Below are 20864 nucleotides of genomic sequence, written 5' to 3' on the forward strand. Positions count from 1 at the left end.
ATGGGAAACACGGGCGTCATCGACAATTTCCTGGGTGTTTTCACCCGCTACATCGACTCCGGCTTCGGCCTGCTCGGCGGCGAGGTGGCGTTCATCGCCACCACCCTGATCGTCATCGACGTGACCTTGGCGGCGCTGTTCTGGAGCTGGGGCGCGGACGACGACATCATCGCCCGGCTGGTCAAGAAGACCCTGTTCGTCGGCGCCTTCGCCTACATCATTGGCAACTGGAACAACCTTGCGCGGATCGTCTTCGAGAGTTTCGCCGGCCTCGGCCTGATGGCGTCCGGCACCGGCTTTTCCGTCGAGGATTTGATGCGGCCCGGCCGTGTTGCGCAAACCGGGCTCGACGCCGGCCGTCCGCTGCTCGATTCCATTTCCGACCTGATGGGCTGGATCGCGTTCTTCGAGAACTTCATCCAGATCGCGTGCCTGCTGTTCGCTTGGGCGCTGGTGGTGCTCGCCTTCTTCATCCTCGCCATCCAGCTTTTCGTCACCTTGATCGAGTTCAAGCTGACCACGCTCGCCGGCTTCGTGCTGATCCCCTTCGGCCTGTTCGGCAAGACCGCCTTCATGGCCGAACGCGTGCTCGGCAACGTCATTTCCTCGGGCATCAAGGTACTGGTGCTCGCCGTCATCATCGGCATCGGCTCGACGCTGTTCGCGCAGTTCACTGCCGGCTTTGGCGGCCAGACGCCAAGCATCGACGACGCCATGGCGATCGTGCTCGCCGCGCTCTCGCTGCTCGGCCTCGGTATCTTCGGCCCCGGCATCGCCAACGGCCTCGTCTCGGGCGGTCCGCAGCTCGGCGCGGGCGCAGCAGTCGGAACCGGCCTTGCCGCTGGCGGCATGGTGCTCGCGGGCGGCGCGGCGATGGGCGGCGGCGCGATGCTGGCCGCGAAGGGCGGCGCTGCCGCGCTGTCCGGTGGCGCGGCAGCCGTTCGCGGAGGCGCCGCCGCTGCAGGCGCGGCCAGCAGCGCCTATAGCATCGGTTCGCTCGGCCAGAGCGGCGCGGCAAGCGTTGCCTCCGGCCTTGGCGGCGTCGCGCGCGCCGCAGGCTCGGCCGCCATCTCGCCTCTGAAGCGGGCCGCTTCGAGCGCCTCCCAGTCCGTCAAATCCAGCTTCACCGAGGGCGCGCGCGCCGGCCTCGGTGCGACCGGCGGCACGTCCTCCATGGGCACGATCGGCGGTGCAAGCGCTGCCCCTACCGCCGCTCCCTCCACCAACACGCCGCCGGCCTGGGCGCAGCGCATGCGGCGCGGTCAGGCAGTGAGCCACGGCGCCACCATGGCCGCCCATGCGGTGCGCTCCGGCGACAGCCACGGCGGCGGCTCTTCCGTCAACCTTTCCGAAAGTGACCGCTCATGAGCCTCTTCAAACGACCATCCACCCACTACGGCAAGTCCGCCGAACCCGAGACGCCCTATCAGAAGGCCGCTCAAGTCTGGGACGAGCGCATCGGCTCGGCCCGCGTGCAGGCCAGGAACTGGCGGCTCATGGCCTTCGGCTCCCTGATGCTGTCGGCAGGCTTCGCCTCCGCCCTTGTCTGGCAGTCGGCGCGCGGGACCGTGGTGCCCTGGGTGGTGCAGGTCGACAATATCGGCCAGGCCCAGACCGTCGCGCCGGCCGTGGCCGACTATCGCCCCACCGATCCGCAGATCGCATGGCATCTCGGCCGCTTCATCGAGCAGGTCCGCGCCATCCCGGCCGATGCCATCGTCGTGAGGCAGAATTGGCTGCGCGCCTATGAGTGGACGACGGATCGCGGCGCGGCGGCGCTCAACGACTATGCCCGCTCGAACGACCCGTTCACCCGCGTCGGCCGCCAGCAGGTTGCGGTCGAGGTCTCGAGCGTGATCCGGGCGTCCCCGGATTCCTTCCGCGTCGCCTGGACCGAGCGCCACTACGAGAACGGCCAGCTCTCGCGAACCGAACGCTGGACCGCGATCCTGACCATCGTGATCCAGACGCCGCGCGACGCCGAGCGCCTGCGCGCCAATCCGCTCGGCATCTACGTCAACGCCGTCAACTGGTCGCGGGAGGTGAGCCAATGACGCCGCTCGCCAAAAAGCCCTTCGCCGCCGCTTTGCTCTGCGCGACCATGCTGGGCGGCTGCGCCACCAACCGGACGCCGCAGTTCAGCTACGATGCCGACGTGCCGCCGCTGCCCGTGGTGCAGGCCTCCGTCACCGACGACACGCCCCGGCCCCTGCATACGCCGCCGGCCTGGAGCGTCGCACGCGGCGGGCAAGCCGCCGGCACGCCAACCGACCGCGTCGAGAACGCCAATGCCGCCGCGCGCGTCGAACCGCGCCGCGAGGGCTATCACAACGCCATCCAGATTTATCCCTGGTCGGAAGGCGCGCTCTATCAGGTCTATGCCGCGCCGGGGCAGATCACCAACATCGCGCTCGAGCCCGGCGAGAGCCTGACCGGCGCGGGACCGATCGCAGCCGGCGACACCGCCCGCTGGATCATCGGCGATACCGAGAGCGGCAGAGGGACAACCCGGCGGGTTCATGTGCTGGTCAAGCCGACGCGGCCCGACATCTCCACCAACCTCGTCATCACTACTGACCGGCGCATCTACATGGTCGAGCTGCGCGCCCGCGAAGCGCTTTACATGCCGGCCGTGGCCTGGGCCTATCCTGCGCTGCCGGCCGGCCAGCGCCAGACTGTGCACGCCGCACCGATCATTCCGGCCGAGGCCGCCCGCAACCATCGCTACGGCCTGACCGGCGACAGCCCGCCATGGCGGCCGATCTCGGTCTTCGACGACGGCCGCCGCGTCTATGTCGTCTTCCCGCGCGGGATCGTTCAAGGCGAGATGCCGCCGATCTTCGTGCTTGGCTCCGATGGCGAGCCGCAGATCGTCAACAGCCGCATTCACCAGAACATCCTGATCGTAGACCGCCTGTTCGGCGCGGCCGAACTGCGCCTTGGCAGCGGGGACCGCCAGCAGACGGTCAGGATCGTTCGCATCAACCCCACCCAGGCGGCTGCCCCGCAGCCCGCCACCGCGCACGAAGGATCATCGTCATGACGGAGACCGTCGCTAGCCCGGAATCCGCCGCGCCGATGCGGCTGCGCGCCGAACCGCCCCGCGTCACCCGCCTGTCCCGCAAGATGCTGGCGGGCGTGGGCGCCGTCGCCTTGTTCGGCATCGGCGGCGCGCTGATCTACGCCCTCCAGACCCGTGACGCGGGACCGGGCGGCGAAGAACTCTATTCGACCGAGAACCGGCCCACAGCGGACGGTCTGTCCGGCCTGCCGCGCGACTATACCGGCCCGGTGCTTGGCCCGCCGCTGCCCGGCGACCTTGGCCGCCCGATCCTCGACGCGCAGAACCGGGGCCAGCCGGTCGCGCCGCCCGCGATGGCGACGCCCGCCGTCGATCCCGAGGAACAGCGCCGTCTCGCCGAGGAAGAGGCCGCGCGCCTCAGCCGGGTCTTCTTCCAGACCGCGCCCGGCACGGGGACGGCAACCGGAATCGCCGCGCCCGGCCTTGCCGGTTTCGGCCTCGCCGGCCAACCCGGCGCAACAGGCACGCAGGACCGGCACACGGCATTCCTTAACGGGCCGGTGGACCGGCAGACCGTTGCCTCTGATCGCGTCATGCCGCCGGCCTCGCCCTACATCCTTCAGGCCGGGGCCGTGATCCCGGCCGCGATGATAACTGGCATCCGTTCCGATCTGCCCGGCCAGATCACCGCGCAGGTCACAGAGAACGTCTACGACAGTCCGACCGGCAGCCTGCTCCTGATCCCGCAGGGCACGCGCATCATCGGCCAATACGATGCCGGCGTGACCTTTGGCCAGCGCCGCGTCCTGTTTGTCTGGAACCGCCTGATCCTGCCCAACGGCCGCTCCATCGTGCTGGAACGCCAGCCCGGCGTGGACGCCAGCGGCTATGCCGGGCTTGAGGACGGCGTCGACTATCACTGGTGGGATCTGATGAAAGCCGCCGGGCTCTCGACCTTGCTTGGCGTTGGCACGGAGCTGGCGACCAGCGACGAGGATCGCCTGATCCGCGCCATCCGCGACGGCGCGCAGGACACCATCAACCAGGCCGGCCAACAGATCATCCAGCGCCAGCTGCAGGTCGCGCCTACGCTGACCATCCGGCCGGGCTTCCCGGTCAGGGTCATCGTCACCCGCGACCTTGTGCTCGAATCCTACGGAGGCTGACCGATGGCGAAGTTGAAGCTGGGGCCGCTCCCCGACGACAAGCCCGTGAAACTGACGGTGGAGCTGCCTGCGCCGCTCCACCGCGATCTGGTCGCCTATGCCGAAGTCCTGGCCCGTGAGACCGGCCAGCCCGTCGCCGATCCCGTGAAGCTGATCGTTCCGATGCTGGAGCGCTTCATCGCCACGGATCGCGGCTTCGCCAAGGCACGGCGGGAGCCTTCGCACCGCTGAGGTCTGACAGCTTGCTCTCGTTTGCAGACTTTGCAGCGATCCGCGAAAACGTTCGCTTCCTCGTTAGCAGTCGCTGAACGAGAGTGTCAGTCATCCTCAGGCAGTATTTGAGGATTCCAGACGATTTCCCACAGATGCCCATTCGGATCGCGGAAATATCCGGCATAACCGCCATAGAATGTGTCTTGGGCAGTCTTGACGATCTCCGCACCTGCACGCTCCGCACCGTCCATTATCGTATCAACTTCTTCCCTGCGCATGACGTTGTGCCCGATAGTAAAGGCAGTCGGACTGATCGGGGATTTCGGCAGGCCGGTGTCATAGGAAACATCGTCCTGTGCCCAGATTGCGAGTTTTAGCCCGCCCGACAGGTCGAAGAAGGCAACCGCGCCATGCTCAAACTCGCGGCCAACAATGCCCTCTGTTGGAAGGCCAAGGCCGTCACGATAGAAGGCAAGCGATTGTTCGAGATCAGCGACGCCGAGCGTGAGAACGGAAATTCGAGGCTTCATGTCCATACCCTTTCTATCGGCGCACGCACCATGCATACGCCTTGATAGTCTTGGGCCGCTACCAAGGGCAGCAGAAGGACCCGCTCGAACGGGGGCCGGGCCAACCTTCCCGAACCTAACCTGTTTTAGACGGGGAAAATCTAACCGTCTGAACAGGTAGCGCCAATGTCAGCTTCCCCCGAATTGCTGGCGTTGCGAAACCTAGTAGGTGACGACCGTTTCCCAGCAAACGTCAACGTGAGGGGTGCCGCCAGCGCATAGACGCAAATGCGGCACGCTACAGGCCGCCGACAGCCCTCCATGGTTCGCTTAATTCCGGGGCCTACAGCGCCCCGGAATCCACCACCGAACCACGGAGGATTCCATGTGCGCAGAGCGCCGCCGCGCCCGCAAAGGGCGACCGCGACAGCCGATCCCGGAAACGCTGCCCGACGATCTTTTCGACTATGCAGACGAACCCACGCCGGACGGTCGGGAACGCCGCAGGTCGCCGCTTCGCATCCTCGATGTGGAGACGCTGCCTGTCTTCGACGATTGGCCGGAGAAGGTGCCGATCACCGAGGCCGAGCTAGAAATCTTCGAGCGGTATTTCGGCGACGTGCTCGACCGGCTGTTCGGCCCCATCGAGCTCGAGAATGAGGGCTTTCAATCGTTATCTTTAGATGATAACAGTAAGCCATGAGCGAGGATCGTGACCCGAGCCTCGACACGCTACTGGACCTCGACGGTCAGGTGCTCGTCGTCGATCCCGAAGGCGGCCATTGGGTGAAGTTTATAGTCACCCGCGTTCCGGCATCGCCGGAAAAGCCGCACGGTCTCGATTACTCGCTCACGCTTCATGGGCCTTCGGGCGAACGGCTGGTCGGCTTCGACAACGCCCATCCGGTCGGCCGAGGCAGACGCGGCGAGCCGATGGACCATCACCACCGCCTCAAGACCGTGAAGCCTTACGCCTACGAGGACGCGGCCACGCTGCTGGCCGACTTCTGGCAGGCGGTGGACGCGGTGTTGAAGGAGCGAGGCGTAACATGACCACCCTGAAAGTCGGGATCGCCGACTACGAAGCAATGAAGGCCCGCACCATGCGGATCGCAAAGGGCGAGGAAAAGCCCGCTGCCGGCGATCCCAAGGTCTGGTTCACGTCAACCGAGTCCTTCGCGCAAATCCTCTCCAGTGGGAACCGCGAATTGCTGCGCGTCATCGACGAGCAGGCCCCTGGCTCGCTGGAGGAACTGTCGCGGATCACGGGACGCGCCAAGTCCAACCTGTCCCGAACCCTCAAGAAGATGGTGAGCTACGGCCTCATCAGGATGGACCCCGGCGAAGGCCAGAAGGTCGTTCCCAGGGTGCTGCATGACCGTGTGGAGCTGGAGTTGCCCTTGCTCGAACGCCACGAAGCGAAAGGAGGCCGCAAATGAACGCACAAACCCCCAATGTAGCGTTGCGCGCCGCGCTCTACCTCCGCGTCTCCACGGCGCGGCAGGCAGAGCATGACGTGTCGATCCCCGACCAGCGCAAACAGGGCGAGGCTTATTGCGCTTCGCGCGGCTACCAGCTTGTCGAGACCTTCGTGGAGGCCGGAGCCTCCGCCACCAACGACCGCCGCCCGGAGTTTCAACGGATGATCGAAGCGGGCACGTCCAAGCCCGCGCCGTTTGACGTGGTGGTGGTTCACAGCTTCTCGCGCTTCTTCCGCGATCATTTCGAGTTGGAGTTCAACGTCAGGAGGCTCGCCAAGAACGGCGTTCGCCTCGTCTCCATTACGCAGGAGATGGGCGACGATCCCATGCACGTCATGATGCGGCAGATCATGGCGCTGTTCGACGAGTATCAGTCCAAGGAGAACGCCAAACACGTCCTGCGCGCCTTGAAGGAGAATGCGCGGCAAGGCTTCTGGAACGGCTCGCTCCCGCCTATCGGCTATCGCGTGGTCGATGCTGAGCAGCGCGGCGCGAAGATGAAGAAGAAGCTGGAGATCGACCCGCTGCACGCCGACACGGTGCGGCTGATCTATCGGCTTGCGCTGGAGGGCGATGGCACGTCCGGCCCCTTGGGCGTGAAGGCCATCGTCAACCATCTGAGCAAAAATCGCATGTTCACCCGCAACGGCGGGCGTTGGGGCATCGGCCAGCTTCACCGCATCCTGACCCGCCGCACCTATATCGGCGAGCATCAGTTCAACAAGCGGTCCAAGGCCAAGGAGCTGAAACCCGATGACGAGATCGTCATCGTCGCGGTTCCGCCGCTGATCGACATTGAGACCTTCGAAGCCGTCCAGAAGCGTTTGAAGGCCAACAATCCGAAGGTGACGCCGCCGCGCGTGGTCAGCGGCCCGAACCTGCTGACGGGCATCTGCCATTGTGGAAACTGCGGCGGGGCCATGACGCTGCGCACCGGCAAAAACGGCCGCTACCGCTATTATGCCTGCTCGATCCGGGCGCGGCAGGGCGACACCGGCTGCAAGGGCCGCGCGATCCCCATGGACAAACTCGACCAAATGGTGGTCAACCATATCGAGGAAAGGCTGCTCGACCCCGAGCGGATCGAAGACGTGCTCGCCTCGCTGCTCGACCGCCGGCAGGAGAGCGTCGAGCGTCGCAGCCAGCATATCGCCGAGTTGAACCAGCGCGCGGCCGAGGCCGATATGCGCCTCAAGCGGCTCTACGACGCTATTGAGGCGGGTTCGCTCGACCCGGCCGAATCCGCCCTTGGCGAGCGGATCGCGGGGCTCACCGCGCTTCGGAATCAGGCGCGCAACGATGCCACGCGGATTGAGGCGATGCTGAAAAGTTCGGCGCATCAGGGCCTCACAGGGGCAGCCGTGCGCGAACTCGCGACCGAGGCGCGCAGCAGGCTCCGGCTCGGAAAGGGCGGCTATCGGCGGGATCACGTCCGGGCCTTTGCCCAGCGCGTCGAGGTCGCCGACGACGCGATCCGCATCATGGGAACGAAAAGCACCCTGTTACGGACGCTGGTGGCATCAAAAGGAGGGAAATCGGCGGGAATCGGCGTTCCCGGCTTTATACCGAAGTGGCGGAGAGGGTGGGATTCGAACCCACGGTACGGTTGCCCGTACACCGCATTTCGAGTGCGGCGCATTCGACCACTCTGCCACCTCTCCGCGAGGTCATGCTGTGGCGGGATAGTCCCACCGGTCGAGCGAAGCGGGCGGTTAGCGAAGTCCCGTTGGCTTGCCAAGCCCTAAAGCGCAATTTCGGGGGATCGTTCGCGCCACTCGGTTGTTACTCAAGTGCATGAGACCTATATCCAACCCATGAACCGAGCCTCCTTCTTTTCGCCCCAGGCGGGTCGCCTGATCGAAGCGCCACGGACGGCGCGGGCTCGTTTTGCCATCGGCGACATCGTCCGCCATCGGCATCACGACTTTCGCGGCGTCATTTTTGACATCGATCCGGTTTTCGCCAACAGCGAGGAGTGGTACGAGTCGATCCCAGCGGAAGTGCGGCCTCAGCGCGAGCAGCCGTTCTACCACCTGCTGGCCGAAAGCGACGATGCGAGCTACGTCGCTTACGTTAGCCAGCAAAATCTGATGGACGACAGCGAGTGTGGCCCTGTGGACCACCCTTCTATACCGCAAATCTTCGAGGACTACACTGAGGGGCATTATCGAATGCGCCGCGGGATGACTCACTGAGCAGCGGCACCTGAGGTGGCTAGTGGCCACCTCAATTAGCTCGTGGTTTTGCCCTCACGGGATCAGCCACGCGCTTTCCGAGGATCCCGGCTTCAGCTCTTCAGCTTCCATCCCGAACGAAGCACCAGGTAAGTGACGATGCTCAAAACCGCGTTGAGCACTCCAAGACCTATGGCCGAGTGCATCACGGCCATGTTGGTGTCGCCGATGTCACTTGCTCCCAGGAAGCCGAAGCGGAAGCCCGAAATCACATAGAAGAACGGGTTGAACCGACTGATCGCCTGAAAGATCGGCGAAAGATTGTCGATCACGTAAAACGTGCCCGAGAGAAGCGAGAGCGGGGCAATGACGAAATTGGTAATCGCCGCATTGTGATCGAACTTTTCCGCCCAGATGGACGAAAGGAAGCCGAGTAGCGCCAGGAAGTAGGTTCCCATTAGGCCGAACCAAACAACCGCCCACGGGTGCGCAACGGACAGGTTCACACTGGGCCACAGCATCATAGCCAAAGCCAAGGCAAAGCCGACCAGAATTCCCCGGGTGACCGCAGCAGCCGTCATTGCGAGCAGAAGCTCCAATTCGGAAAGCGGCGGCATGAGGAAGTCGATGATGGTTCCCTGGATCTTGCCGGATAGGAACGAGAAGCTGGCGTTCGCGAACGCGTTCTGCATCATCCCCATCACGATGAGCCCCGGTGCAACGAACGTGGCAAAGTTGACGCCCAGCACTTCACGCCCGCCGCGACCCAGCGCGATGCTGAAAATCACGAGGAACAGCAGCGTGGTGATTGCAGGCGCCCAGATCGTCTGCGTCTGGACCTTGAAGAAGCGCCTGACCTCCTTCATATACAGGGTCTTAAGGCCTACCCAGTTGACCTGGTTGATTACGGGCTGACCCATTGCCGGAAAGCTGCGGGGTTGCGGGATGTCGGCGGGCGTTATGATGTCCGCCGAAGAGGGTTGATCGACCATGATGCCGGGGTTATCGGCTGGCCGCTCCGCAAGCAAGGCCCGCCGGGCGCAGGCGTAAAGTTTAAGGATGGCCATTGGGGCCACGACGATTGGATTGCAGATGAGCTGGACCGACGAGCGAATCGAGAAGCTGAGGAAGATGTGGGAAGGCGGTGCGACTGCCAGCCAGATCGCCGAAGAGCTGGGCGGCGTCAGCCGCAATGCCGTCATCGGCAAAGCCCACAGGCTCGGCCTCAAAGCGCGCCCCTCCCCGGTCAAGGCGAACGAAAAGCCTGCGCGGCCGGCGGCGCCCCCCCGTAAGGCAAAGCCCGACGAGGCTGCCGATGGGGGCACGATTGAAGAAACTCCCAAGGCCGAGGCCGCACCGGCGATGCCGGAACGCGCCGCTGCACCGACTCCCGCTCCTACGCCGCCTCCGCCCAGCGCTCCCGTCGAGCCGACTGCCGAGAAGCCGGCCAATCCGCAGCCGCGGATCGTATCGGTGGGGCCAGGTGGTTTCCTCCGCCAAGGTCCGGGTGATCAGCAGCAGCCGATCCCTCCTGCGCCGCCCCGTCGCCTCGTGCCGGCCAAGCCCAGCCCGGAGATCGCAGACAAGACAAGCCTGCTCGACCTCAACGATCGCATCTGCCGCTGGCCGATGGGCCATCCCGGCGAGCCCGATTTTCACTTCTGCGGAGAGAAGGTGAACCCCGGCTTCCCCTACTGCGTAGAGCATTGCGGTCGGGCCTATCAGGCACAGCTGCCGCGTGGTGCGCGCCGTCCTCCCCCGCCGATGCCGTTCGGCGGCCCTCGCGTCCGCTAACCGCTTAAGCTGGTGTCGGTCCTCTCAGGTCGGCGCCAGCCTTGGCTCGCGAGCCAGTAGCAACAGAGCACGGCCGGGAATGACCGCTACGCGCAGCGCACAACAAGCGGTTTGGCCGCGGAGGGTTGCAGCCGAAGGCGCCAAAGGCATGATCAAGGACATGCCAAAGCGATTCGCCCTCTTGCTCGCCCTCACCTTCGCTCCTTCTGGTGGTGTCGCGCCGGCCTTTGCAGCGCCGCCCGCAGTGGCCGAAAGCGACCATGTCGCGATCACAACGAGCGCCGGCACGATCACACTCGACCTCGATGCCGAGAGAGCGCCGCTCACCACCGCCAACTTCCTCAAGTACGTCGATCAGAAGCGCCTCGACGGCACCAGCTTCTACCGCGCCATGCACCTGGAATGGGGTGACCCGCCCAACGGATTGATCCAGGGGGGTACCGGCAACGACCCGAAGCGCGTCTTGCAAGCCGTGGCGCATGAGCCGACCAGGCAGACCGGAATCCTGCACAAGCGTGGCACGATCTCGATGGCGCGCTTCGCACCGGGAACGGCGACCGGCGATTTCTCGATCCTCGTCTCCGACCAGCCAGGCCTTGACGCCCAGCCGGACGCCACGGACCCGGACGCCAGAGCCGGCTTTGCGGCCTTCGGCAAAGTCGTCTCTGGAATGGATGTAGTAGATCGAATCTGGGCAATGCCGCGTTCTTCCACCAAAGGCGAAGGCGTCATGAAGGGGCAAATGCTCGACCCCACGGTCAAGATCGTGAGCGTTCGACGGGTTCCAGCCCTGGAGACGCGACTGGAGGCGACACCTTCAGGCGCGCTCTCCGCCCCCAACTCGCCGGCACCCGTCGCGCCCGCAGCCGCTGCCTCCTCGACAGCCCAAGCGCCTGCGCCACGCTAAGATGCGGGGTGCAGGCGAGCCGGGGCACTTCAGCTTAGTCACGCCTCGAAAATGGCTGAGGTTCCTGGTCGCACCATCTGGGCCAGCCGCGCCGCATCCCAGTTCGTCAGCCGCACGCAGCCATGACTTTGGGCTTCACCGATGGTCTGTGGCTCAGGCGTGCCGTGGATGCCGTAATGCTCCTTCGACAGATCCATCCAGACCACGCCCACCGGATTGTTAGGGCCGGGCGGAAGCGTCTCCTTGGGATTGCTGTCCGGAACATCCCAGAACAGTTCCGGATCATATTGGAACGTTGGATTTCGGGCGACTCCATTGATCTTCCACTGCCCCAGCGGCAAAGGATCCCGCTCGGATCCCATTGTCGCGGTGTAGCTGGCGACCAGCTTGCCGCTGCCGTCGTAAGCCTTGAGCGTGCCCTTGGACTTGCTGACGACGATCCGCTCCACCTTTGGCTGCTGTGTACCCACGCCTAAATTGCGCAAAGTCGTCAGCCAATCCTGGTCGTCGACAGCGGACGGATCGATCGCATCTCCGCCCGTGTTGGGCACCCGGATCTGCTGCCCCGCGCGGAACATTGTCGCAGTTTGGCTCGGCGAAGCAGTTCCCGTCGGCGCCGCTTGCTGCGAGGCTGCGCCCTGCCCCCCGGTCGCGGCGGCCCCATTGCCGGAGTTGAGCTTCCGCAGGGTCTCGGGTGTCGTGTGGAACCGTTCGGCCAGTTTCTCCTCCAGGCTGGCGTAGCCCAGACGCTCCATCTCAGCTTTGGCCGAGGCGTTCTCCGGCAAGTGCTGGAACGGCCCGGCTGCGAATTCAGCGGGTATGGTGACGGTCCGCGTTGCCGCGATGTTGGACCACTGCGCCAGCTTGCCTCGTGTAGCCTGATCAGCCGTGCCGGTGACTGGAAGGCTGTTGGCCTCCTGAAATGCCCTTAGAGCATTGCGGGTTGCTTCGTTGGCTTCGCCATTTATGACGCCGGGCGAGAAGCCCAGTCTATCGAGCACGACCTGGATCTGCATGACGGGCCGCTGTTCAGTGTCGGAGGTCTGCGCCTGCTCGCCCGGCTGAGGGTCGCGTGAGGCCATCGCGTCGGCACCATTGATGGACGCTTGCGAAGATGCCGCCTGCTGCTCCTCCGAGCCGTTTTCTTCACTGCTCGAATCCATCTGACAGGCTGGCAGCAGCAGAAAGGACAAAGGAAGCAGTAACCCATTCAAGCGCACGATGGCACATCTCCCACGTGGAACCGTTGATACCCGGTCGATCGTCAACGTTTGACCTTGCGATTGGCTGCACGGCTTTTAGGAAGGGATCATCTTCATCGAGAACTTGCTGTTTTTTGCTGCATGACACCTGCTGATCGAGTCAGTCGGGCCAAGGGCCTCTTCAGTCGACTGGGCTTTGCACCCGGACGGCGCGATGAGGCGCGTGCCCGCGGCGGCACGCAAGCGCGTGACGGCGAAGATCATCAGATCCGCCGCGAGCTTCTCGCTGACATCTCGAACTTTATCCTGACGCATGACCTTGAAGTGAACGCCTCGACTTTGAGGATCGCGTTCGATCTCATCACGGGGACGGATGAGCAGCTTTCCGTGCGGGTGGAGGAGCGCGTTGCGGCAGGCGAACCCATCACGGTAGAGTGGCTTGAGGATATCGCACTCCATTCCCCTAGAGACGAAGGCGAGCAAGGCCTTCAGGAACTCGTAGCGGAGTTGGGAACCACGATGGGCGCGTTCGCGCGCACCGCAAGTGATGCTCGCACCGCGACAACGCAGTACAGCACGGCGCTGGAGCAGCATGCCGAGGACCTTTCCGATTGCAACGAAACGGAAGTCGGGGAGGAAATCACCCGTGTGGTGCGCGAGGTGCTTACGCATTCTCGTGTGCTGGAAAGCGAACTCAACCGTTCCGAACAAGAAGTAAACAAGCTTGAGAAACGCCTCGCCGATGCACGTCGTGAGGCCGAAATCGATTTTCTCACCAGCCTTCCGAACCGCCGCGCATTCGAACGGATATACGAAAGAGAAGTCGGCCTAGCGGCGCAGAACGGTGAGCCGATTTGTGTGGCTTTTTGTGACATCGATCATTTCAAGAACGTAAACGACGCTCACGGGCATGAAGCTGGTGACCGCGTCCTGCGCCATGTCGGCGAAACACTCGCCAGTATCTGCAATGACACATGCCACGTTGCACGCCACGGCGGGGAGGAATTTGGCGTAGTACTGCGCGGACGCAATGCGAATGAGACCCGCGCGCTCATTGATGAGGTTCGCGCAGATCTGGCCAGCCGACACATGGTCAATCGCACAACAGAAGTCCCGTTTGGGCAGATCACGTTTTCAGCCGGTATAGCCGAGGTTCACGCCTATACCGGGGTGCGCGAAGCACTCCGTGCTGCTGACGACGCCCTGTATCAGGCGAAAAGAACGGGCCGGAACCGCGTGGTCGTAGCAAGTCCGGCAGGAAGCTAACGAATATTGGCGGCGCGTGTCGCCAGATATTTAGGTTATTGTAGCTTCGCTTCTTGTACGCAGGACCAAATAAAGTGCCATTCAACATTCGTTAGCTTCTTTGCTCCAGCTTGCGCACAAGTTGTCGAGGTGGAGCGAGTGCAGGCGCAAGACGAACTCACCACGGAAATGCAGGCGATGGCCTCGCGCCGTCTCCTGATAACGCTGCTGCACCTCGTCTGCATCGTTTCCTGCAGCTTTGCCCTTCTCGGCTCCGGTTATCTCGCCAAAGCAGGCGCTGGGATCGCGCTGCTGACCATACTAGGCATGTTCGCCATGACGCTGGTATTCAGCCGCAGCGCACTTGCTGAAGTCGGGCTCCAGATCAGGCACCTGCGTGCGGCGCAGGAGACGAAGCAGCAAGTCGAAGAACTCTTCGCGATGACCGACATGCTGCAAGCCGCCGAGGACCATGAAGACGCTGGTGCAATCCTCATGGCTACCACGCGGCGCCTGCTGCCGGAGTTCGGCGGAGCACTGTACGTCTTCAACAATTCGCGCGACCGTCTCGACCTCGCGAAGGCATGGAACGAATGCGAGGGCTTTCAACCCGGCCACTCCCTGCTTCCGAGCACGTGCTGGGCCCTCAAGCGTGGCAAACCACACATCAACGACAGCCATACCGATACTTTGTGCTGCCTGCATCAAATCGGCACCGCGGCGACTGTGGAAGTGCCGATGATGGCGCGTGGCCAGGTATTCGGCCTCCTGGTGCTCGCGTCGGACGATGAAGATGCCTTCGCAAAGCTACACAAGGTGCGCCGTGTATGTCGGGCGCTGGCCGACTCCATGTCACTCGCGCTGTCGAACATTGCCCTGCGCGAGAAACTCCGCACACAGTCGCTGCGTGATCCCCTCACGGGTCTCTACAACCGCCGCTATATGGAGGATGCGCTCGAACGCTATGTCAGTCTCGCGGAGCGGTCTGGCGATGCCACCTCCGTCCTGATGATCGACCTCGATAACTTCAAGCGGCTGAACGACGAGCATGGCCACGCCAAGGGCGACGCGGTGCTGCGTGATGTGGCGGGGCAACTCGTTTCCTCGCTCCGGCCCTCGGACGTGGTGGCACGCTATGGCGGCGAGGAACTCATTGTGATTCTGCCTAGCTGCGGCCTGGAGGACGCGGCGCTCAAAGCAGAAATGCTGCGGATGCGGGTCGAGGGCCTGTCGGACGTTCACGGCGTCCCCGTGAGCGCCTCCTTCGGTGTGGCGGCTGTACCGGAGACATCAACCGGCGCGGCGGACGTCGTTCCCATGGCGGACTCAGCACTTTATACCGCTAAGAAGGGCGGCAAGAACTGTATCGTACAGGCAGATCGCCGCGCCGGACATAAAGAAAAGGCCGGCCCGCGTCTCGCCATGAGGGGCTGAGAGGGTGGCGCACAGGCCTTAGCTCTCCGGAAAGCAGGGGCTTTCCGGAAAGCCCCTGCTTTGCAGCACTGCAGAGTACCCTCCGCCAAGAAAAATGCCACGTCGGATGCCCGACGCGGCCTTTTCGTTTTCAGGATCTCAGAGGATCAATCTTCCTTGAGGAAGGCCGGCATGTGATCGGGATCACCGCCACCGCCGTTTCCGCCGCCCCCGTTGCCGCCGTCACGGCGCGGACCACGATCCCGGTTGCCGCCGCGATCACCACCGCGGTCACCGCGCGGACGACGACGGTCGCCTCCACGATCTCCGCCGCGGTCACCACCACGATCGCCGCCGCCGCTGCGGGGTTCACGCGGCTCGCGGGCAGGACGAGTGTCCTCCAGCTCTTCGCCGGTTTCCTGATCGACGACGCGCATCGACAGGCGGACCTTGCCACGGTTGTCGATCTCGAGGACCTTGACCTTGACCTCTTGGCCTTCCTTGACGACGTCGGTCGGCTTCTCGACACGCTCGTTCTTCATCTCGGACACGTGGACGAGACCGTCCTTGCCGCCCATAAAGTTCACGAAAGCGCCGAAGTCGACGATGTTGACGACCTTGCCGTCGTAGATCTTGCCGACTTCCGCTTCCTCGACGATGCCGAGAATCCACTTCTTGGCCGCTTCGATCTGCGCGATGTCCGAGGACGAGATCTTGATCGTGCCCTCATCGTCGATGTCGACCTTGGCGCCGGTCTCAGCCACGATCTCGCGGATGACCTTGCCGCCCGTGCCGATGACATCACGGATCTTCGACTTATCGATCTGGATTGTCTCGATGCGCGGAGCATGAGCCGAAAGCTCGGTGCGAGCCGAACCCAGAGCCTTGGTCATCTCACCCAGGATGTGGGTACGGCCGGCCTTCGCCTGCTCGAGCGCCTGGCCCATGATCTCCTTGGTGATGCCGGCGATCTTGATGTCCATCTGCATCGTGGTGATGCCCGCTTCGGTGCCGGCCACCTTGAAGTCCATGTCGCCGAGGTGATCCTCGTCGCCCAGGATGTCAGACAGAACAGCGAAGTCCTTGCCTTCCAGGATGAGACCCATGGCGATGCCGGCCACCGGACGCTCGATCGGAACGCCTGCGTCCATCATCGACAAGCAGCCGCCGCAGACAGTCGCCATCGAGGATGAGCCGTTGGACTCGGTGATGTCGGACAGAACGCGGATGGTGTACGGGAAGTCCGCCTTGGCGGGCAGCACCGGGTGCAGCGCGCGCCATGCCAGCTTGCCGTGACCGACTTCGCGACGGCCCGGCGCACCGAAACGTCCCACTTCGCCAACCGAGTAAGGCGGGAAGTTGTAGTGCAGCATGAACGACGAGTACGAGAGCCCTTCCAGGCCGTCGATCATCTGCTCAGCTTCCTTGGTCCCCAGCGTTGTGGTGCAGATCGCCTGGGTTTCACCGCGGGTGAACAGCGCCGAACCGTGGGTGCGCGGCAGGAAGCCGACCATCGCTTCGATGGGGCGGATCTGGTCGAGCTTGCGGCCGTCGATGCGCGAACCGTCCTTGAGGATGGCGCCGCGAACGATGTCCGCCTCGACCTTCTTCATTGTCTTCATCGCGACCATCTGCGTCTGCGGAGTCTCATCCGCGAACGCAGCCTTGGCCTTCGCGCGCGCTTCGTTGAGCGCGTTCGAACGGGCCGACTTGTCAGTCAGTTTGTAAGCAGCGGCAACATCCTTGCCGACGGTGTCCTTGAGCTTCTTCTTGATGTCGGCGGTGTTGTCCGACAGGTCGACGTCCCAAGGATCCTTGGCGGCCTTTTCAGCCAGATCGATGATCAGGTCGACGACCTTCTTGATCTCGTCATGGGCGAACATGACAGCGCCGAGCATCTCGTCCTCGGTCAGCTCCTTGGCTTCCGATTCCACCATCATCACGGCGTCGCCAGTGGCGGCTACGACGAGGTCGAGGCGACCGTCGGTCAGCGCGGCGTCCTGCTTCGGGTTCAGCGTGTACTCGCCATCGACGAAGCCGACGCGTGCAGCGCCGATCGGGCCCATGAAGGGCACGCCCGAGATGGTGAGCGCAGCCGAGGCGGCAATCATCGCGACGATGTCGGGCTCGTTCTCACCGTCGTAGCTCATGACCTGAGCGATGACGTTGATCTCGTTGTAGAAACCTTCCGGGAACAGCGGACGCACCGGGCGATCGATGAGACGGCTGGTCAGCGTCTCCTTCTCAGTCGCACCGCGCTCACGCTTGAAGAAACCGCCCGGGATACGGCCGGCGGAGGAGAACTTCTCCTGGTAGTGAACAGTCAGCGGGAAGAAGTCCTGCCCTTCCTTCACCGACTTGGCGGCCGTCACGGCGCATAGCACCACGGTATCGCCCAGGGTGGCCAACACGGCGCCGTCAGCCTGACGAGCAATGCGGCCGGTTTCCAGCGTGAGGGTCTTTCCGCCCCACTCCATGGATACAGTCTTTACGTCGAACATTCAGTTTTTCCTCAGCCCGCGAGCCCTATTGCTGGCGGGGTTTACTGCCGGGGATACCGTCCCGGTCCGGTGCGGAGCCTCTCGTGGCTCCCTGGCCCAGCCGCCGAATTGCAGCCTTGGCCCTGCGCTCCTGCTTTTCAGAAGCCCAATAGAGCAGCGGCCCCGGTTTCCCGGAGCCGCCGTGAAACTTGTTACTTGCGAAGACCCAGCTTCTGGATCAGCGCATTGTACCGCGCGACATCCTTTTTCTTCAGATAGTCGAGCAGCGAGCGGCGCTTGTTGACCATGGCCAGCAAGCCGCGACGCGAGTGATTGTCCTTGTGGTGCGACTTGAAGTGCCCGGTCAGGTTGTTGATCCGCTCAGTGAGGATCGCGACCTGCACTTCCGGCGAACCGGTATCGCCCGACTGGCGAGCGTTGTCCGAGATGATTTCCTGCTTCTTTTCGGCAGTCACCGACATATCATTCACTCCGCGACATCGGATAAGTTGAAACCCCGAACGACGCGGGCGTCGCCGCCCGAGAGATCCATCAACGCGACGGGAGTGTTCCCAAGCCTCGCCCAGTGGAGCCCATCGTCACAGGGCAGCCCGGTGAGAACGCGGCCTTGTCGGACCGCCCTTGCCTGCTCCGGATCGAGGTCAAGGGCCGGGATGTCGTCCAGCCCTGCCTCCAGCGGCAAGAGTACCTGTTCAAGTGGTGCGCCCTTGCCGATTTCGTTCAATTTGTCCAGCGAAATCGCCTGCGTCAGATCGAACGGACCGGCCTTGGTGCGGCGCAGCATGGTCACTGTCCCGCACGTGCCGAGCGCATGCGCAATGTCTCGGGCCAGGCTCCGAATATAGGTGCCCTTGGAGACATTTGCCAGGAGGGTGAGCGATTCCAGTGGCACATCAGGCTCCGCATCCGGGTCGAAGGCCGAAATGCTGAGTTGATGGATGGTCACCGATCGAGACGCAAGCTCCACCGCTTCACCCGCCCGCGCGAGGTCATAAGCCCGCTCGCCGTCGACTTTCAGTGCCGAATAAGCTGGAGGCACTTGCGCGATCGGGCCCGTGAAGCGCGGGAGCACTGCCTCCACCTCCGATATCATCGGACGCGCTTCGCTCGTGGCGATAACCGCGCCTTCCAGATCCAGTGTATCGGTCTCCTCGCCGAAACGGACAGTGAAGGTGTAGATTTTGCTCGCGTCCAGCAGCCGCCCTGTCAGCTTTGTCCCCTCGCCTAGAGCGATCGGCAACACGCCGGAAGCCAGCGGGTCGAGCGTGCCGCCGTGGCCGACTTTCACGCCTTTACCAAAGCCAGCCTCGCGCAGATTGCGTTTTACCGCGGCCACTGCCTGGGTCGATCCCAACCCGGTCGGCTTGTCGAGGATGATCCAGCCCGAAGCCATGGTAGCTCCTTTCAGACGCCGGCGATCGAGCGGACGAGCGCGTCGTAGTGGTCAGCTGCCCAGAGCACGGGGGGCACGACGAACCGCTGGACTATCCCGAACTGTGGCCAGAGGTAGGGTATCACGAGCAGTAGCAGGAACAGCAGCGGGAAGCCGAGAGGCCGCAGCTTCTCGTAAGTCCGTGCGGCGCGAGGCGGAAGCAGTCCCTCGACGATGTGCGACCCGTCGAAGGGCGGTATCGGCAGGAGATTGAATAGCGCGAGGAAGATGTTGATCAGAATGAAATTCTGAAGATTCAGCGCCAGGAATCCAAGCACCGCACCACCGCTACCGCTTCTGGCGAGCAGCCCCAGCGCTATGGCACCGACTGCCGCCAGTACGAAATTGGTGAATGGGCCCGCCGCTGCCACGGCCATCATCCCGTAGCGCGGATTGTTGAGCCGCTGCTTGACCACCGGAACCGGTTTGGCCCAGCCAAACACCGGCGCGCTGGCGAGCGCCAACATACCGGGAACCACGATCGTGCCGACAGGGTCGACGTGGCGCAGCGGGTTGAGGCTCAGCCGCCGCTGGCGGTGCGCAGTGGGGTCACCCAGCGCGCGAGCGACCCAGCCATGCGCGACCTCGTGAAACACGATCGCGACGATGAGAGGAATGATGAGCGCTGCGGCTTGCAGCAAGGTCTCTTGCATGTGTGGGATCTAGGCGGTCCCGTTCCCGCCCGCAAGGCGAGCCGCACGACGACCGAACAGAGGTCTGGCGCCTAGTCCTCCAGATCTCGCCTCACGCGCGGATCCGACAACAGTCGCTCAATGCGATCGGCCTCATCGAAAGTCTCGTCCAGGCGGAAGCGAATCTTGGCGGCTGATTTCAGGCCGAGGCTGCGCGCCACCTCCTTCTGGAAGTAAGCCGTGTTCTGCCGCAGCGCGGTGAGCACTTCCTCCTCGTCCGAACCCAGCAGCGGCTTCACATAAGCCGTGGCGAGTCGCAGATCGGGTGACATGCGCACTTCGGTAACGCTGACGGAATGCGCGCTGAGCGTGGCGTCGTGGACCTGCTGCCGCGAAAGGATTTCAGACAAGACGTGGCGCACTCGCTCACCCACCTTAAGCAAGCGGACGGAGTGCTGTTCGGGCGTGGATTGCTGGCGTGCCATGGCGAGCCTCATGTGGATGTAGCGCAGCATTTTGCAACAACTCATTGCTGCCGCTGACATCACCCTGATGCGCTCTCCATCTTATCGAGAATGCGCTGCAGCGAACGCACGTTCCGCGCAGTGCCGGGACAGCCCAGCCGCCTCTCAATGAACGGGCCGGTCAACCTGGTGTTACCCACGCCGTCCACATAGTCGATGAACAGCGAGCGCTCGCCCAGCGCCAGACGCTCGGGTCCACGCCCACGGTAGTTGGCCACCAGCGCCTCGAACTGCGCGGCGGTGGGCTGGCACGCGAGAAACTGCGTATGGATGAGATTGTCCGCGCCGCTGTGGACAAAAGGATTATCCGCGATCGCCGTACGCACTTCCTCTTTCGTCCGGACCGCAACAAAGCTCTCGATGTCGAAACGGTCCCGCATCATGTGCGCGAACAAGTCTTCCAGTCCATCTGTAGGCCGCTCATCGAATGAGAACAGCACGTTGCCGCTGGCGACCACCGTCTCGACCTCCTCGAACTCCTCGCGCTCGAACGCATAGCGCAGGTCCGCCATCGTAAGCCGATTGCCGCCGACATTGATGCTGCCGAACAGCGCGACATAGCGGGTCATGTCATATGGGCCTTCGACGGTTCGGCAAAGCTGCGCACGTCAAGGAAGAGGCGGCGATAACGAGGACATACCTCGCTCTC

At 63.6% G+C, this 20864-nt stretch carries 22 protein-coding genes, 1 tRNA gene and 1 pseudogene; 14 read left to right on the forward strand and 10 right to left on the reverse strand.

Going from position 1 to position 20864, the window contains the following annotated elements:
- The 5 genes from trbL to ABVV53_RS00155 are packed head-to-tail and all read left to right on the forward strand — an operon-like array spanning nucleotide 1 to nucleotide 4419.
- The gene (gene trbL / locus ABVV53_RS00135; protein ID WP_353982293.1) at nucleotides 1-1368 is read left to right on the forward strand and encodes a P-type conjugative transfer protein TrbL; all 1368 of its coding nucleotides are present in this window, start codon (nucleotides 1-3) and stop codon (nucleotides 1366-1368) included.
- Nucleotides 1365-2054 (forward strand): conjugal transfer protein TrbF, encoded by a 690-nt coding sequence (trbF, locus tag ABVV53_RS00140; RefSeq protein WP_353982294.1) that lies wholly within the window; start codon nucleotides 1365-1367, stop codon nucleotides 2052-2054. Before trbL ends, trbF begins: the two co-directional genes overlap by 4 nt.
- The gene (gene trbG, locus ABVV53_RS00145) at nucleotides 2051-3043 is read left to right on the forward strand and encodes a P-type conjugative transfer protein TrbG (RefSeq protein ID WP_353982295.1); all 993 of its coding nucleotides are present in this window, start codon (nucleotides 2051-2053) and stop codon (nucleotides 3041-3043) included. The genes trbF and trbG overlap by 4 nt, the downstream gene beginning before the upstream one ends.
- 35 nt (nucleotides 3044-3078) lie before the next feature.
- Nucleotides 3079-4188: a TraB/TrbI/VirB10 family type IV secretion system protein gene (locus ABVV53_RS00150; protein WP_474100907.1), complete on the forward strand. Its 1110-nt coding sequence runs from the start codon at nucleotides 3079-3081 to the stop codon at nucleotides 4186-4188.
- Between the two features lie 3 nt (nucleotides 4189-4191).
- Nucleotides 4192-4419 carry a DUF2274 domain-containing protein gene (locus tag ABVV53_RS00155; protein WP_353982297.1) on the forward strand — a complete coding sequence of 76 codons (228 nt, stop codon included), beginning with the start codon at nucleotides 4192-4194 and terminating at the stop codon, nucleotides 4417-4419.
- Between the two features lie 86 nt (nucleotides 4420-4505).
- On the opposite strand, the gene ABVV53_RS00160 is transcribed toward ABVV53_RS00155, so the two are convergent.
- Nucleotides 4506-4937, reverse strand: a complete 432-nt coding sequence (locus ABVV53_RS00160; protein WP_353982298.1) for a VOC family protein — start codon at nucleotides 4935-4937, stop codon at nucleotides 4506-4508.
- 358 nt (nucleotides 4938-5295) lie between these two features.
- Between ABVV53_RS00160 and ABVV53_RS00165 the strand changes: the two genes are divergently transcribed.
- From ABVV53_RS00165 to ABVV53_RS00180, 4 genes and pseudogenes are all read left to right on the forward strand, one after another.
- The gene (locus tag ABVV53_RS00165; protein WP_353982299.1) at nucleotides 5296-5613 is read left to right on the forward strand and encodes a hypothetical protein; all 318 of its coding nucleotides are present in this window, start codon (nucleotides 5296-5298) and stop codon (nucleotides 5611-5613) included.
- Nucleotides 5610-5963, forward strand: coding sequence for a toxin-antitoxin system TumE family protein (locus ABVV53_RS00170; protein ID WP_353982300.1), 354 nt, complete (start codon nucleotides 5610-5612; stop codon nucleotides 5961-5963). The genes ABVV53_RS00165 and ABVV53_RS00170 overlap by 4 nt, the downstream gene beginning before the upstream one ends.
- Complete coding sequence (locus ABVV53_RS00175; RefSeq protein WP_353982301.1) at nucleotides 5960-6349, forward strand: HVO_A0114 family putative DNA-binding protein; 390 nt, start codon at nucleotides 5960-5962, stop codon at nucleotides 6347-6349. The genes ABVV53_RS00170 and ABVV53_RS00175 overlap by 4 nt, the downstream gene beginning before the upstream one ends.
- Nucleotides 6346-7386 (forward strand): annotated as a pseudogene (locus ABVV53_RS00180) (recombinase family protein); the annotation flags it as partial. The gene ABVV53_RS00175 and the pseudogene ABVV53_RS00180, both read left to right, overlap by 4 nt.
- 576 nt (nucleotides 7387-7962) lie before the next feature.
- Here ABVV53_RS00180 and ABVV53_RS00185 read toward each other — a convergent pair.
- Nucleotides 7963-8052: transfer RNA gene (locus ABVV53_RS00185), tRNA-Ser, on the reverse strand.
- 153 nt (nucleotides 8053-8205) lie between these two features.
- Between ABVV53_RS00185 and hspQ the strand changes: the two genes are divergently transcribed.
- Nucleotides 8206-8586 carry a heat shock protein HspQ gene (gene hspQ, locus ABVV53_RS00190; protein WP_353982302.1) on the forward strand — a complete coding sequence of 127 codons (381 nt, stop codon included), beginning with the start codon at nucleotides 8206-8208 and terminating at the stop codon, nucleotides 8584-8586.
- Nucleotides 8587-8678: 92 nt separating this feature from the next.
- On the opposite strand, the gene ABVV53_RS00195 is transcribed toward hspQ, so the two are convergent.
- Nucleotides 8679-9557, reverse strand: coding sequence for an ABC transporter permease (locus ABVV53_RS00195; protein WP_419956723.1), 879 nt, complete (start codon nucleotides 9555-9557; stop codon nucleotides 8679-8681).
- Nucleotides 9558-9657: 100 nt separating this feature from the next.
- On the opposite strand from ABVV53_RS00195, the gene ABVV53_RS00200 reads away from it, so the two are divergent.
- Entirely contained in the window at nucleotides 9658-10359 is a 702-nt protein-coding gene (locus ABVV53_RS00200; protein ID WP_353982303.1) for a GcrA family cell cycle regulator, read from the forward strand.
- Nucleotides 10360-10507: 148 nt separating this feature from the next.
- Entirely contained in the window at nucleotides 10508-11266 is a 759-nt protein-coding gene (locus ABVV53_RS00205) for a peptidylprolyl isomerase (protein ID WP_353982304.1), read from the forward strand.
- 38 nt (nucleotides 11267-11304) lie between these two features.
- Here ABVV53_RS00205 and ABVV53_RS00210 read toward each other — a convergent pair whose 3' ends face one another.
- Complete coding sequence (locus ABVV53_RS00210) at nucleotides 11305-12429, reverse strand: L,D-transpeptidase family protein (RefSeq protein ID WP_353982305.1); 1125 nt, start codon at nucleotides 12427-12429, stop codon at nucleotides 11305-11307.
- 180 nt (nucleotides 12430-12609) lie between these two features.
- Here ABVV53_RS00210 and ABVV53_RS00215 point away from each other — a divergent pair, with 180 nt between their 5' ends.
- Both ABVV53_RS00215 and ABVV53_RS00220 read left to right on the forward strand, forming a co-directional pair.
- Nucleotides 12610-13734, forward strand: coding sequence for a GGDEF domain-containing protein (locus tag ABVV53_RS00215; protein ID WP_353982306.1), 1125 nt, complete (start codon nucleotides 12610-12612; stop codon nucleotides 13732-13734).
- 138 nt (nucleotides 13735-13872) lie between these two features.
- Nucleotides 13873-15147 (forward strand): sensor domain-containing diguanylate cyclase, encoded by a 1275-nt coding sequence (locus ABVV53_RS00220; protein WP_353982307.1) that lies wholly within the window; start codon nucleotides 13873-13875, stop codon nucleotides 15145-15147.
- A gap of 146 nt (nucleotides 15148-15293) precedes the next feature.
- On the opposite strand, the gene pnp is transcribed toward ABVV53_RS00220, so the two are convergent.
- From pnp to ABVV53_RS00250, 6 genes are all read right to left on the reverse strand, one after another.
- Nucleotides 15294-17627 carry a polyribonucleotide nucleotidyltransferase gene (pnp, locus tag ABVV53_RS00225; RefSeq protein WP_353982308.1) on the reverse strand — a complete coding sequence of 778 codons (2334 nt, stop codon included), beginning with the start codon at nucleotides 17625-17627 and terminating at the stop codon, nucleotides 15294-15296.
- Between the two features lie 191 nt (nucleotides 17628-17818).
- Nucleotides 17819-18088: a 30S ribosomal protein S15 gene (gene rpsO / locus ABVV53_RS00230; protein ID WP_353982309.1), complete on the reverse strand. Its 270-nt coding sequence runs from the start codon at nucleotides 18086-18088 to the stop codon at nucleotides 17819-17821.
- A 5-nt stretch (nucleotides 18089-18093) separates the two neighbouring features.
- Entirely contained in the window at nucleotides 18094-19020 is a 927-nt protein-coding gene (gene truB / locus ABVV53_RS00235; RefSeq protein WP_353982310.1) for a tRNA pseudouridine(55) synthase TruB, read from the reverse strand.
- Nucleotides 19021-19031: 11 nt separating this feature from the next.
- Nucleotides 19032-19712 carry a site-2 protease family protein gene (locus ABVV53_RS00240; protein WP_353982311.1) on the reverse strand — a complete coding sequence of 227 codons (681 nt, stop codon included), beginning with the start codon at nucleotides 19710-19712 and terminating at the stop codon, nucleotides 19032-19034.
- Nucleotides 19713-19783: 71 nt separating this feature from the next.
- Nucleotides 19784-20176, reverse strand: a complete 393-nt coding sequence (gene rbfA / locus ABVV53_RS00245) for a 30S ribosome-binding factor RbfA (protein WP_353982400.1) — start codon at nucleotides 20174-20176, stop codon at nucleotides 19784-19786.
- Between the two features lie 59 nt (nucleotides 20177-20235).
- Nucleotides 20236-20784: a DUF1697 domain-containing protein gene (locus tag ABVV53_RS00250; RefSeq protein WP_353982312.1), complete on the reverse strand. Its 549-nt coding sequence runs from the start codon at nucleotides 20782-20784 to the stop codon at nucleotides 20236-20238.
- Between the last annotated feature and the right edge of the window lie 80 nt (nucleotides 20785-20864).

It is taken from the genome of Novosphingobium kalidii (assembly GCF_040534015.1).
In the GTDB taxonomy this organism is placed as follows: Bacteria; Pseudomonadota; Alphaproteobacteria; order Sphingomonadales; family Sphingomonadaceae; genus Novosphingobium; species Novosphingobium kalidii.